Annotated in this window: 14 protein-coding genes; 7 read left to right on the top strand and 7 right to left on the bottom strand. The window is 62.5% G+C overall.

The features are described 5' to 3' along the window. Window positions 1–19 precede the first annotated feature (19 nt). The 6 genes from FBY03_RS05735 to FBY03_RS05710 form a co-directional block, all read right to left on the bottom strand. A complete protein-coding gene (locus FBY03_RS05735; RefSeq protein ID WP_147171237.1) occupies window positions 20–1,048 on the bottom strand; it encodes a histone deacetylase family protein in 1,029 nt (342 codons plus the stop codon). Between the two features lie 201 nt (window positions 1,049–1,249). Continuing rightward, window positions 1,250–2,242, bottom strand: a complete 993-nt coding sequence (locus tag FBY03_RS05730) for an AraC family transcriptional regulator (protein WP_147171236.1) — start codon at window positions 2,240–2,242, stop codon at window positions 1,250–1,252. Window positions 2,243–2,607: 365 nt separating this feature from the next. After that, on the bottom strand, window positions 2,608–3,018 hold the full coding sequence (locus FBY03_RS23465; RefSeq protein ID WP_147171235.1) for a GFA family protein: 411 nt from the start codon (window positions 3,016–3,018) through the stop codon (window positions 2,608–2,610). Window positions 3,019–3,647: 629 nt separating this feature from the next. After that, window positions 3,648–3,818 (bottom strand): transposase, encoded by a 171-nt coding sequence (locus FBY03_RS05720; protein WP_218570757.1) that lies wholly within the window; start codon window positions 3,816–3,818, stop codon window positions 3,648–3,650. Between the two features lie 64 nt (window positions 3,819–3,882). Next, entirely contained in the window at window positions 3,883–4,338 is a 456-nt protein-coding gene (locus FBY03_RS05715; RefSeq protein ID WP_147171234.1) for a hypothetical protein, read from the bottom strand. A gap of 71 nt (window positions 4,339–4,409) precedes the next feature. Next, complete coding sequence (locus tag FBY03_RS05710; RefSeq protein WP_147171233.1) at window positions 4,410–4,883, bottom strand: hypothetical protein; 474 nt, start codon at window positions 4,881–4,883, stop codon at window positions 4,410–4,412. A 505-nt stretch (window positions 4,884–5,388) separates the two neighbouring features. On the opposite strand from FBY03_RS05710, the gene purE reads away from it, so the two are divergent. The 4 genes from purE to FBY03_RS05690 all read left to right on the top strand — a co-directional run bounded on the left by purE (window position 5,389) and on the right by FBY03_RS05690 (window position 8,193). Then, window positions 5,389–5,880 carry a 5-(carboxyamino)imidazole ribonucleotide mutase gene (gene purE / locus FBY03_RS05705; RefSeq protein WP_147171232.1) on the top strand — a complete coding sequence of 164 codons (492 nt, stop codon included), beginning with the start codon at window positions 5,389–5,391 and terminating at the stop codon, window positions 5,878–5,880. A 103-nt stretch (window positions 5,881–5,983) separates the two neighbouring features. Next, window positions 5,984–7,069 (top strand): 5-(carboxyamino)imidazole ribonucleotide synthase, encoded by a 1,086-nt coding sequence (locus FBY03_RS05700; RefSeq protein ID WP_147171231.1) that lies wholly within the window; start codon window positions 5,984–5,986, stop codon window positions 7,067–7,069. A gap of 134 nt (window positions 7,070–7,203) precedes the next feature. Continuing rightward, window positions 7,204–7,449, top strand: coding sequence for a GlsB/YeaQ/YmgE family stress response membrane protein (locus FBY03_RS05695; protein ID WP_147171230.1), 246 nt, complete (start codon window positions 7,204–7,206; stop codon window positions 7,447–7,449). Window positions 7,450–7,659: 210 nt separating this feature from the next. After that, window positions 7,660–8,193, top strand: a complete 534-nt coding sequence (locus tag FBY03_RS05690; RefSeq protein WP_147171229.1) for a DUF3299 domain-containing protein — start codon at window positions 7,660–7,662, stop codon at window positions 8,191–8,193. A gap of 279 nt (window positions 8,194–8,472) precedes the next feature. Here FBY03_RS05690 and FBY03_RS05685 read toward each other — a convergent pair whose 3' ends face one another. After that, the gene (locus FBY03_RS05685) at window positions 8,473–9,390 is read right to left on the bottom strand and encodes a D-hexose-6-phosphate mutarotase (RefSeq protein ID WP_147171228.1); all 918 of its coding nucleotides are present in this window, start codon (window positions 9,388–9,390) and stop codon (window positions 8,473–8,475) included. Window positions 9,391–9,561: 171 nt separating this feature from the next. Between FBY03_RS05685 and FBY03_RS05680 the strand changes: the two genes are divergently transcribed. From FBY03_RS05680 to FBY03_RS05670, 3 genes are read left to right on the top strand one after another with little or no spacing between them, the layout of a single operon-like run. Then, window positions 9,562–10,713 carry an efflux RND transporter periplasmic adaptor subunit gene (locus tag FBY03_RS05680; RefSeq protein ID WP_147171227.1) on the top strand — a complete coding sequence of 384 codons (1,152 nt, stop codon included), beginning with the start codon at window positions 9,562–9,564 and terminating at the stop codon, window positions 10,711–10,713. Further along, window positions 10,710–11,393, top strand: coding sequence for an ABC transporter ATP-binding protein (locus FBY03_RS05675; RefSeq protein WP_147171226.1), 684 nt, complete (start codon window positions 10,710–10,712; stop codon window positions 11,391–11,393). The genes FBY03_RS05680 and FBY03_RS05675 overlap by 4 nt, the downstream gene beginning before the upstream one ends. Beyond that, window positions 11,393–12,604, top strand: coding sequence for an ABC transporter permease (locus FBY03_RS05670; RefSeq protein ID WP_147171225.1), 1,212 nt, complete (start codon window positions 11,393–11,395; stop codon window positions 12,602–12,604). The genes FBY03_RS05675 and FBY03_RS05670 overlap by 1 nt, the downstream gene beginning before the upstream one ends. The last annotated feature ends 43 nt before the right edge of the window (window positions 12,605–12,647 follow it).

Raw genomic sequence — 12,647 nt, 5'->3', positions numbered from 1 at the left:
AGCGCCGTCCATCCCGGGATCAGCTCGCTTCGAAACCTTCCAGCACGTTCACCGCATTGATGCCGATCTCCTCCACCGCGTAGCCGCCCTCCATGACGAACAGGGTCGGCAGGCCGAGGGCGGCGATGCGTTGGCCCATGCGCAGGTAGTCCGGGCTGTCGAGCTTGAACTGGGAGATCGGGTCGTCTTTGAAGGTGTCCACGCCGAGCGAGACGATCAGCACTTCTGCGCCGTACTCGGCGATGCGCTGGCAGGCCTGCTCCAGGGCTGCGCCCCATTCCTGCCAGGCGCTGCCGGCCGGCAACGGGTAGTTGTGGTTGCAGCCTTCGCCGGCGCCTGCGCCAGTTTCATCGGCATAGCCGAGGAAGAATGGGAACTCCGCCAGCGGGTCGCCGTGGATCGAGGCGAACAGCACGTCGCTGCGGTCGTAGAAGATCGACTGGGTGCCGTTGCCGTGGTGGTAGTCGACGTCAAGGATCGCCACCTTGGCCCGGCCCTGATCGAGGAAGGCCTGGGCGGCGATGGCCGCATTGTTCAGGTAGCAGTAGCCGCCCATCACATCGGCGGCCGCGTGGTGGCCGGGCGGGCGACACAGGGCGAAGGCGCTACGGGCGCCGGCGGCGATTTCCGCCTGGGCGCTGAGCGCCACTTGCGCGGCGCTATAGGCGGCCTGCCAGGTGCCGGCGGTGATCGGCGCGCCGGCGTCGAAGCTGTAGTAGCCGAGCTGGCCGTGCAGGCTTGTCGGCATGACCGAGCGCAGGGTGCGCGCCGGCCAGGTGTAGGGCAGCAGGTCACCCTGACCGGCCTGCTCCTGCCAGCGCGCCCAGGCGCCTTCGAAAAACTCCAGATAAGCCGCACTGTGGATGCGCTGCAGTGGCGCGCGACCGAAATCCTTGGGCGCGCGTACCTCGCCGAGCTGGCGATCCTTGACCCGCGCCAGGATATGGTCGGCGCGTTGCGGCTTCTCGAAACAGGGCACCAGTTGCCCGTTCATCAGCTCGCAGCTGCCGTGGTGCAGGTGATGGTCGTCGCTGTAATAGGTCAGCATGTGCGGGCGGCTCCCGGTTTGTTGTTGTGGGAGTCATTGTTCGCCGGGTCGGCCGACTGGGGAACGCTGGCAACGGCCAATAGGGGATCGAAGTGGCCAAATATTCCGGCCACAGCCAGCCGTGATGAAGAACGTAGGTTGGATTAGCGAAGCGTAATCCGACAATCCGAAGCCCCGGATTACGCCTGCGGCTAATCCAGGCTACGCGCGGAAGCGACTCGGCGCGACCCCACTCCAGCGCTGGAAGGCATGGCGGAAGCTGGCGCTCTCGCTGAAACCGAGTGCCTCGGCGATGCGGCAGATCGGCCAGTCCTCCTGGCCGAGCAGGTTCTTGGCGTGCTCGAAGCGCAGTTCGTCGAGCAGCTCCTGATAATGGGTGCCGAGCTCCTGCAGGTGGCGGCGCAGGGTGCGCGGCGAGCAGTGCATCTGCTGCGCCAGCGCCTCCAGCCCCGGCGGCTCGGCCAGGTGGCTGGTCAGCTCCTCGCGCACGCGCTGCAGCCAGGCCTGGCGGGTGGTGAACTCGACATTCAGCTTGCGGCAGCGGGCGAGCATCTCCTGATGGGTGACCGGATCGGCCAGCGGCAGACGCCGTTGCAGCCACTCGGCGGGAAAGGCGAAGGCATTGCGCGCGGCGCCGAACTGCAACGGGCAGGCGAAGCTGGCCGGGTAACGCTCGGCATAGGCCGGCCGGGCATGGCGGAACTGCGCCGCGGCCAGCGGCACGGGCCGACCGAGCAGGTCATCGCAGACCAGTTTCAGCGAGGCCAGGCACATCTCCACATTGAACTGTTCCAGCGCCGGCGCATGCCGATACTCGGCCGCACTGACCCAGGCCAGCTCGCCCTCGACGCTCAGGTCCAGCTTGAAGTAGGTGCCGAGCAGGGCCGGGTACTGCAACAGCAGCCGCCAGGCGTCACCAAAGGTGGCACTCGACAGCGCGGCGTAACCGAGCAGACCGTAGGACGACACATGCAGACGCCGGCCCAGGGTCAGACCGAGGTCGGCGTGCCGGTCCAGGGCATTGGCGCACACCTGTAATTCCTGGGTGCGGGTGATGCGCTGCTCGCCGCTGGCCAGGTCACCGGCCTGGATGCCGCTGCCGGCGAGCAAGGCCTCGGTGGATTCGGGCCGCTCGGCGAACAACTCGAGAATCAGCGAAACCACATGCAGGGTGGTCAGGTGGGCATGCAACATCGACGGCATCCGCTACTTCGGGTGGTTGGAAGCAGCAAGAAGCATACCGCGGGTCTGGCTGGATCGGCTTTGGCCTGTTTATCTGCCAGCAGATCACGGCTATGCGCAGAAGCTGGTGCCGGCGTTCGGGGCTCCTGGTGCAGCCAGGGCCGAATGCGGGTGTGCTTTCTTCTTGGTTACTTGTTCTTTGCAACGGACGCCGATACGGGGCAAACAACAAGTAACCCGCACTAGGGGGCGAAACCCGAACATGCAGCCAGCACGGAAAAACGGCCGAGCGAGAGCTGGGAAGTGGGGAGGCAGTTGGTGGGCAAGCAGAGCGTTGCCCACCCTACAGAAGTCAGGACGGCACTTAGGTATCCAGGCTACTCGCTTTCTGGTTCAGGTGAATTCTCTGCATATTGAACGACAGAATCCGGGATGACCTCCCAGCTTGCTTTTGAACCAACAAATATATGCCTGCCTATTTCAATGCCTGGATCGTCGTTCAAGCAACCCAGGGTAATGCCATGAATCTGACCGTTGAAAACACCACAGAGCGTTGAACCGCATTTGCTACAGAATTGCAGGCCAAAGCCGGACCCGCTGGAAAAAGTAGTTAGTAGCTCTTGCCCTCGCGTCCATGTGAACTGATCCGGCTCCACGAGAGCGTAGGAAGACGCTTGTGAGCTGAATGCTTTTCGGCACTTGGAACAATGGCAGGAGCGCGCGTCACGCACCGTTCCGGCTATTTCATAGGCGACGGAGCCACAAAAGCATTCTCCAGTCAGTATCATTCTGATCTCCTACCTGTTGTCGCCCTGATTAATGCATTCAGGAACTCGGCTGGTAAAAAATAAATCACTCCGTCCTCTTTAGCTGACCATATACGCCTAGTTAGGCGTTAGCGTGCGCTTATGTTAGTTAGTATGCAGGCACCAAGCATTACGAACCATGCGCCACCAAGTATTTTCGCAAGAGTGTTGAAGTTTTTAGTTTGGCTTTTATTTATGAATAACAAGAATATCGATATTGCTGCGGATGATAGTAAAAATAAATAGCCAGGCCAGAGGTTTTCACCTGCCATTATGAACGAATTGCGCCTTGTCCCGACCTCAATGATTCCAGTGATGTATCCAATGTACGCATAGTTGACGCAGGCAATAATCATAGCGACTCCCGTCATGCGTAGGACCACTAATTTACTGCCTTCAATCTTTGGTGCGCCTGTCATAGAGCTAATGCCTAACGAAGCTGTAGAAAAACCCCAAAACCACTCCCGCTATCCAGGCTCGCAGCACTTTTTCAAGAAGCTGAGCGCACATCGGGCGATGGGTGTTTTGGGCGGATATGTGAGTGGTTGGCCATTCACGGGCTTTGATGGGGCGCGTGAGGGGTGTCTGGATGGTTTCCTGCGGTCTGGTTGTCATGACCAGGCCCCGCGGTGGGAAAGTTTTTCGATGTTGTGGGTGATGCAGTAGAGCTTCCACTGGCCATCCACCCGCTCGCGGCCACGCAGGCTGAAGCGATCCAGGCGTTTGTTGTGGCGTAGATTACCGAACACCGGTTCCACCGTGGCGAAGCGGCGGGTGATCATCTCGCGGCCAGCCGGACCCCTTTAGCTCCGTGCCAGTGAACGAAGCGAGCGATTTTACCAATTGTTATGCATGCTCGAAGTCACGGCATGACTCAAGCTTAAAGATTTTTACAAGATTCTCTTTTAACTCACGTGCTTCGGGGGTTATTTTTTCTGTCATGAGCTCAACTCGAATTGGTAGGAACACACCATTCCCACCAACCAGCTCGGTTTGGCAATGTTTGTAGTGACCCCAGTGAACTCTATTTCTTACGCCGTAAAAATTAGACATCGGGAAAACTTTTCTGTTTAATTGAAGCTGGCCAATTAGGCTGGAAATCACAATTTGTGTTTTTGATATTTTTACAATTTTATTGGTCATTGTCTTGAGTAGCAGAAAAAACCAATAGCCGCCTATGGCAAGAGAAAGTATTGGTGAGACCTTGGTGGCCCACATTGTAGTTATAATTCCGACAAGTAATATCGTTGCTGCGTACAGGGGCTTTTTACGGCGTGGATGAAATTCTAGGTCAATATTCATATGCATAACTATTAAGCTAATGGCTGTCTTCGCCGGTCCCAGTGAATAAAATTAGCGGCTTCAGCGCCTTGTTAGCGGTGATACCACGTAGCAATTTTTGTTTTCCCTTCCGGGGTATATTTTTTGAGCAATTTTGCGAGAACTTCTTGATTTTCGTAGCCTTCAAAACGTAAGTTGCTGAACGACTTTGTTGTAAGTAGTATTGATTTTATTTGGCCTTTGTTGTTTTGGATAATTAAATTCTCAAAGTCGGTGAGTGGCATGCTCACAGTCGCGCCCTTGTGCGAAATATTAAGCTTGTTGTCATGCTCCAGAATTTCTAGCTCGGGGTATGATGAATCGTTGTTTATTATGTTTCTATAAGCATGAGGAAGGTATCTTAAAAGCAAAAAAATACCGACTATTGATATGGTTTGATTGGTGGTTGTTGTGCTGCCAAAAAACATCCATACAAGGCCGATGATCAAAAGGGCAACTAACATTGAGGCGAGAATTGTATGCCGCCGCCCTTTGATTTTAAAATTTTCAGATACTTTAAATTTCATATGAATCGCTAATTAGTAATTATCCGACATACTTGGATATGGGAACAATTTCCATATCCAGCCCCTATGCCCATATTGGGATACCCAATGGTCTTATGTAGCCAACACTTGCTCCCCTCACAATCGTAAAACCCAAGGCACCACAAACCCTGCCTATATTTCAGGCATAGAGTCATCGATTGAGAGGGGTAGCGAAGGCACATGCAGATATCCATATCCTGCCTGAACGGCGTGGTCGTAGTGGCAGTTTGCTCCAGTACAGGCGTCTAGCTCAAGGGCGCAGGCGCTCACTGCCTGTATATAGAGAGAAAGCCCGCGCCCCCCGGCGCCAGAGCTGGCGGACGGACGGTCATGCAGGGGGGGCGCTCTTTGTGTCGTTACGCTATACTGCGCCGCCTTAAAACCCGCCTGCTCGCGGGTTTGACCCGATCATGACAAGCCACGCACTTTGCGTGGCTTGTTGGTTTTTGACGCGCCGTGAGGCGCCCGATGAAGAGGCACGACGATGAGCGCACTGGTTGGCGTGATCATGGGCTCCAAGTCCGATTGGTCCACCCTTAGCCACACCGCCGAGATGCTGGACAAGCTGGGCATTCCCTATGAAGTCAAAGTGGTGTCTGCCCACCGCACTCCGGACTTGCTGTTCCAGTACGCCGAAGAGGCCGAGGCGCGTGGCATCCAGGTGATCATCGCCGGTGCCGGTGGCGCCGCGCACCTGCCGGGCATGTGCGCGGCCAAGACCCACCTGCCGGTGCTCGGCGTGCCGGTGCAGTCGGCGATGCTCTCGGGCGTCGATTCGCTGCTGTCGATCGTGCAAATGCCGGCCGGCATCCCGGTCGCCACCCTGGCCATCGGCAAGGCCGGTGCGGTCAACGCGGCGCTGTTGGCGGCGAGCATCCTCGGTCACCAGCACCCGCAGTTCCACGCCGCGCTCAAGCAGTTCCGCCAGGAACAGACCGAGACCGTGCTGGATAATCCGGACCCGCGCGAGGCCTGATGGCCGCTCAGGGCTTGGCCTGGTAAGAGTATCGCGGGCGAGCCCGCTCCCACAGGTTGTGCGCAGGGCCGCAGGCGCTTGCGGCAGTTGATGAGGTAGCAGCATGAAGATTGGTGTAATCGGTGGCGGCCAGTTGGGTCGCATGTTGGCCCTGGCGGGGACCCCGCTGGGGATGAACTTCGCCTTCCTCGACCCGGCGCCGGACGCCTGCGCCCAGGCCCTCGGCGAGCATATCCGCGCCGACTACGGCGATCAGGATCACCTGCGTCAGCTGGCCGATGAGGTCGATCTGGTGACCTTCGAGTTCGAGAGCGTACCGGCCGAGACCGTGGCCTTCCTCTCGCAGTTCGTGCCGGTCTACCCCTGCGCCGAATCGCTGCGCATCGCCCGCGACCGCTGGTTCGAGAAGTCGATGTTCAAGGAACTGAGCATCCCGACCCCGGCGTTCGCCGACATCCAGTCGCAAGCCGACCTCGATGCCGCAGCCGCCAGCATCGGCCTGCCGGCGGTGCTGAAGACCCGCACCCTGGGCTACGACGGCAAGGGCCAGAAGGTTCTGCGTGCTGCCTCCGACGTGGTCGATGCCTTCGCCGAGCTGGGCAGCGTGCCCTGCCTGTTGGAGGGCTTCGTGCCGTTCAGCGGCGAAGTGTCGTTGGTCGCCGTGCGTGGCCGCGATGGCGAGACGCGCTTCTACCCGCTGGTGCACAACACCCACGACAGCGGCATCCTCAGCCTGTCCGTGGCCAGCAGCGAGCATCCGCTGCAAGCGCTGGCCGAGGACTACGCCAGCCGTGTGCTGAACAAGCTCAACTACGTCGGCGTGCTGGCCTTCGAGTTCTTCGAAGTCGACGGCGGCCTCAAGGCCAACGAGATCGCCCCGCGCGTGCACAACTCCGGGCACTGGACCATCGAAGGCGCCGAGTGCAGCCAGTTCGAGAACCACCTGCGCGCCGTCGCCGGCCTGCCGCTGGGGCCGACCACCAAGGTCGGCGAGAGCGCCATGCTCAACTTCATCGGCGTGGTGCCGGACGTGAGCAAGGTGGTGGCGATCGACGACTGCCATCTGCACCACTACGGCAAGGCCTTCAAGGTCGGGCGCAAGGTCGGCCACGCCACCCTGCGCTGCGCCGACCGCGCCACCCTGGAGGCGAAGATTGCCGCCGTCCAGGCGCTGATCGCGCAGGCCTGAGTCGATTTTTGGCGCCGTCTGCGGGCGGCGCCATGCGTCGGCCATTGAACCTCTGCAGTTGCATCCCGTCTGATGGCTTAACGCCAGACTTGAAGCAGAAGCCTGGCGCCTCCAATCTATTCGGAGCGCATGTCATGGGCATTCTCGGCACTATTTTCATCGGCCTGATCGTTGGCCTGATCGCACGGTTTCTCAAACCGGGCAACGACAGCATGGGCTGGATCATGACCATCCTGCTGGGCATCGGCGGCGCCATCGCCGCGACCTACGGCGGCCAGGCGCTGGGCATCTACCAGGCGGGGCAGAGCGCCGGTTTTATCGGCGCGGTGGTCGGCGCCATCGTCCTGCTGATCATCTACGGCGCGATCAAGAAGAACTGAGAAGTGGTGAAAGAATGCTCGCCTGCTCCAGCAATGCCGTTCCCCTGGGTCAAGTGGACAGCCTTTTAGTAGCCCGGATGTAATCCGGGGAAGTCCGGCGCCTGAAAGACCGCTCCCGGATTGCATCCGGGCTACGCATCGGGCGCGACGGCGATTGATATTTACCCACGCTCTGGACCCTTAGCGTCCCGATCATCTACGAGTACAGCTATGCGCCATCTGCTGTTGTCCCTCCTGCTGCTGAGTAGCCTGGTGCATGCCGAGCTGGCGGAAACCGACTGGCTGGAACTGATGCCCGAAGCCGACCGCCAGGCGCTGGAGGCCATGCCTGAGATCAGCCACGACAGTCCCGAGCAGGACGGCGCCTTCTACAACCCGAACGGGCTCCGGCAGCAGGACAAGAATTTGCCGGCGGTGATGTATTCGGCCAAGACCGTGGCCGCGCTGGACGGCAAGGCGATTCGCCTGGGCGGTTACCCGGTGCCGCTGGAAACCGACGCCCAGGGCCGCAGCACCTTGTTCTTCCTGGTGCCTTACCCCGGCGCCTGCATCCACGTGCCGCCACCGCCGCCTAACCAGTTGGTGCTGGTGCGTTACCCGCAGGGCATCGAGCTGGAGGATATCTACGCGCCGCTGTGGGTCAGCGGCACCCTCAAGGTCGAGCAGGTCAGCAACGAGCTGGCGGATGCCGCCTATGCGCTGGATGCCAAAGGGGTGCGCCTGGTGGAGGAGGCCGACCTGTAGCAGGCCGTTGAATAACTACTGCGCTCGGCTATGCGGCGTTGAAACCAGCCTCACAAAAGCGCAGCGTTGAACGCGCTTTAGCGCGGCCCCGAAGGGGTGAGCGAAGCGAATCAAATGCTCATTCACCACGTAAACTGCGCTTTTGACTCGCTACCGCTCGCCCTTCGGGCCAGCCTTTGGCTGTTACTCCGCTTCGCTGCGTTTCGGCCGATTTCGCCTTGCCTAGCCTTCGCTCGCTACATTTTCAACGGCCTGCTAAGGCCGGCCTCGCTGCCGCGCTCAATCGGCCAAGGGTTCCGACCACAGCGTCATGCTCAGGCTGTGCTGCTCGCCGGGCGCCAGGGTCAGCGCATCGTCCAGCACGTTGGCCGACTCGATGCAGAGCATGCCCTGCCAGGCGTCTTCGGCGAATTGCGAGAGGCGCTTGGCCTTGTCCACCCAGGGGTTCCACAGCACCGCCGAGCGCGAACCGCTGGTCTGCAGGTGTATGCGCCGCTGCCAGCCTGGATCGAGGATGCTCAGCTCGGCGGGCAGGCCCAGGTAGATGCGGTCGGTCTCGCCGCTGATGCGCAGGTTGCCGTCCTGCCAGCGCTCCTGCCAGTCCTCCAGCGTCTCGATATAGCGGCTGCCGCCGAGCCCTTCGACTTCCACCTGACGCACATCGCTGACCGCGAAGTAGCTGTGCAGCGCCTGGCTGATGGCCGCCGGCGCGCTGCCCTGGTTATGGCTGGTGAGGCTGATCTGCAGGTGCTGGTTGAGGCGGATGCTCAGGTTCAGGCTGACCCCCGGCCAGCCCGGCAGGCCGTTATCCGGCTCGATGAAGGCGAAGTCCATGCGCACGCCGTCACCCTCGTTCTCCACCCCCAGCAGTTGCCAGTCCGCGCCGCGTACCAGGCCGTGGGCCGGGACTATCATGCGCCCGCTCTGGTACATCGTCTGCACCGGCTGCGGGTTGCGCGCCAGGTCGCCGAACCAGGGCCAGCACACCGGCACCCCGCCGCGCAGCGACTGACCCTTCTTGTAGCTGGCCTGCTCGCTGAGCCAGATCAGCGCTGGCTGACCATGCTGTTGATAGCTCAGCACCTGTGCGCCCTGTTGGGCCACCAGTAATTCGGCCTGCGCCGTGCGCACCCGCCAGCAGACCAACTCGTCCATTTCTACCCGTTCGACCTGCGGGGTCTGCTCTGCACTGTTCATGGCTGCACTCCTCGGTAATACATAAGGGAATTTGAACCCAGTCGGAGGAAAAGGCCAATGGCGAATGACCGAGCGGCGTGGCTCGAACGCCGCTGGCGTTTCGAGTTTTCGTGCCGAGCGTGACATCCCGACTACCCTTGGATGGAGGAGATCGCTGTAACGGAGAGCTGCATGCGCAAACTGTTGATCGCCCTGGTAATAGTCGCCGGCCTGGTGGCGTTGGGCTGGTGGTGGAGTCGTCCGCAGCCGCTGGCGGTGCGGTTGCTGGCGGTCGAACGGGGGCCGGTCGAGGCACTGGTGGCCAACACCCGTGCCGGCACCCTGAAGTCCTGCCGACGTTCACACCTGTCCTTCGAGACGGGCGGCCAGGTCGACGAGTTGCTGATCGGCGAGGGTCAGCGGGTGCTCAAGGGCGAGCTGTTGATGCGCCTGCGCCAGGATGAGCAGCAGGCAAGGCTGGCGGAGGCCGAGGCACGCCTCAACGGCCTGCGCAACCAGCGTCAGCAGCGCTGTCTGCAGGCCGAGCTGGACCGCCGCGATCATCAGCGCCTGAGTCGCCTGGCCGAACGCAAGCTGGTCGCCGACGACCGTTTGGATCAGGTGGCGACCCGTGCGCGGTTGGCGCAGCTGGCCTGTGACGCCAGCGAGTCGCAGATCCACGAGGCCGAAGCGGGCCTGGCGCTGCAGCGCGCGTTGCTGGAGCAGACCAGCCTGCGCGCACCCTTCGCCGGCATAGTGGCGGAGATCAACGGCGAGCTGGGCGAGTACATCACCCCCTCGCCACCGGGGATTCCGACGCCGCCGGCGGTGGACCTGATCGACGACAGCTGCCTGTACGTGCAGGCGCCGATCGACGAGGTGGACGTCTCCCGCGTGCACCTCGGCCTGCCGGTGCGGATCAGCCTGGACGCCTATCGCGATCAGCATTTCGCCGGCGAGGTCAGCCGCATCGCCCCCTTCGTGCAGGAGCTGGAGAAACAGGCGCGCACCGTCGATATCGAGGTGCGTTTCGCCGAGGTGCCGCCCGGTCTGGCCCTGCTCACCGGCTACAGCGCCGATGTCGAGGTGCTCCTGGAGCGCAAGCGCGATGCCCTGCGCATCCCCACCGAGAGCCTGCTGGAGGGCCAGCGGGTGCTGCGCTACGACGCCGCGGCGGGGGTGCTGCGCGAGGTGACGGTGCACACCGGCTTGGCCAACTGGCGCTGGACCGAGGTGCTGGATGGGCTGGAGGCAGGTACGCAGATTCTCGCCAGCCTCGATCAGGAGGCCCTCGGCGATGGTGTGAAGGTGATCCCGCAGACCGCGACGGAGTCGTCGCCATGATCCGCTTGCGCGAGGTGACCCGCCGTTTTCAGATCGGCGAGCAGCAGGTGCTAGGCCTGGACCGGGTCAGCCTGGACGTCACTGCCGGGGATTACCTGGCGGTGCGGGGGCCGTCCGGTTCGGGCAAGTCGACGCTGCTGAATATCCTCGGCCTGCTGGATGCGCCGGATAGCGGCGAATACTGGCTGAATGGCGAGGCGACGGCGAGCTTGAGCGAGGAGCGCCGGGCCGAGTTGCGCAGCCGTTGGATCGGTTTCGTGTTTCAGTCCTATCACCTGATCCCCCGGCTCAGCGCCTTGGAAAATATCGAGCTGCCGATGCTGTTGGCCGGCATCGAGCCGGCCGAGCGCCGCCGCCGCAGTGCCGCGCTGATAGAGCGCCTGAGCCTGGGTGAGCGCAGCGCCCACCGCCCGGGCGAGCTGTCCGGAGGTCAGCGCCAGCGGGTGGCCATCGCCCGCGCCATGGTCATGCGCCCGCTTTTGCTGCTGGCCGACGAGCCGACCGGCAATCTCGACAGCCATTCCGGCGCCGAGGTGATCGCCCTGCTGGAAGAGCTCAACGCCGAGGGCCTGACCCTGCTGGTGGTGACCCATGACGCGGTGCTGGCGCGACGCGCCCGCCGGCAGATCCATATGCGCGATGGCTGCATCCTCGCCGAACCGAGCCTGGTGCCGGCCTGATGCGCGCCGCCGATGCCGTGACCCTGTGGCTCGGCGCGCTGCGCGGACACCGTTCGCGCAGCCTGATGCTGTTGCTGGTGATGGTCATCGGCGTGGTCGCGGTGATTCTGTTGACCGGCCTCGGCGAAGGCGCGCGCACCTTCATCCTCGGCGAGTTTTCCTTGCTCGGCCGCAACACCCTGATCGTGCTGCCCGGGCGCAAGGAAACCAGCGGCGGTATGCCGCCGATCAGCGGTCTGGCGCCGCGCGACCTGACTCTGCGCGACGCTCAGGCCATTGCGCGCTTGCCGCTGATTCGCCGGGTCGCGCCGCTGCAGGCCGGCCAGGCGCAGGTGAACGCCGGCAACCGCACGCGGGATGCTTTCATTCTTGGCACCACCCACGACTTCTTCGCCATTCGCCAACTGATCGTCGCCCAGGGCCGGCCATTGCCGAAGTTGCAACCGAACCAGGCCGCAGCCTTCTGCGTGATTGGCGCCACGCTACGCCGCGAGTTGTTCGGCAGCGCCCCGGCCCTGGGCGAATGGCTGCGGGTCGGCGACCGGCGTTTTCGCGTGATCGGCATCCTCGCCGAACGCGGCGAGGCCTTGGGCATGGACTTTGGCGAGCTGCTGGTGATTCCGGTGGCCAGCGCCCAGGCGCTGTTCAATCGCGAAGGCCTGTTCCGAGTGTTCGCCGAGGTGCGTGGGCCGAGCTTCATGGCCAGCGCCAAGCGGCAGATCCTCGCCAGCCTCAAGGCGCGCCACGAGGGCGAGGAGGACGTCACCCTGATCAGCCAGGACAGCATGCTCAGCGCCTTCGATGACATCCTCCGGGTGCTGACCCTGGCGGTGGCCGGGATCGCCGCCATCAGCCTGGTGGTGGCCGGCATCCTGATCATGAACGTGACCTGGATTGCGGTCAGCCAGCGCACCGCCGAAATCGGCCTGCTCAAGGCCATCGGCGCGACGGCGGCGCAGGTCCGCCTGTTGTTTCTCGGCGAAGCCGCACTGCTGGCGCTGGTCGGCGCCCTGAGCGGCTTGGCGCTCGGCGAGACACTGCTCTGGCTCGGCCGTCAGGCTACGGGACTGCCGTTCTATGCGCCCTGGTGGGCGCGGCTCGGCGCCGTGCTGCTGGCGTTCGTCACGGCGTTGCTGTTCGCCTGGTTGCCGGCCAGCCAGGCGGCGAAGCTGCAGCCGGTGATGGCGCTGCGCCCGCCGGGCACCCGCTGAAACCGAACTGTGGCGGGGCTGCTGTGGGCAGAGCCTCACCGCG

Source organism: Pseudomonas sp. SJZ079 (genome assembly GCF_007993865.1).
Taxonomy (GTDB): Bacteria; Pseudomonadota; Gammaproteobacteria; order Pseudomonadales; family Pseudomonadaceae; genus Aquipseudomonas.
Note: the sequence above shows the minus strand (reverse complement) of the source record. Positions and strands in the feature narration are given on the sequence as shown.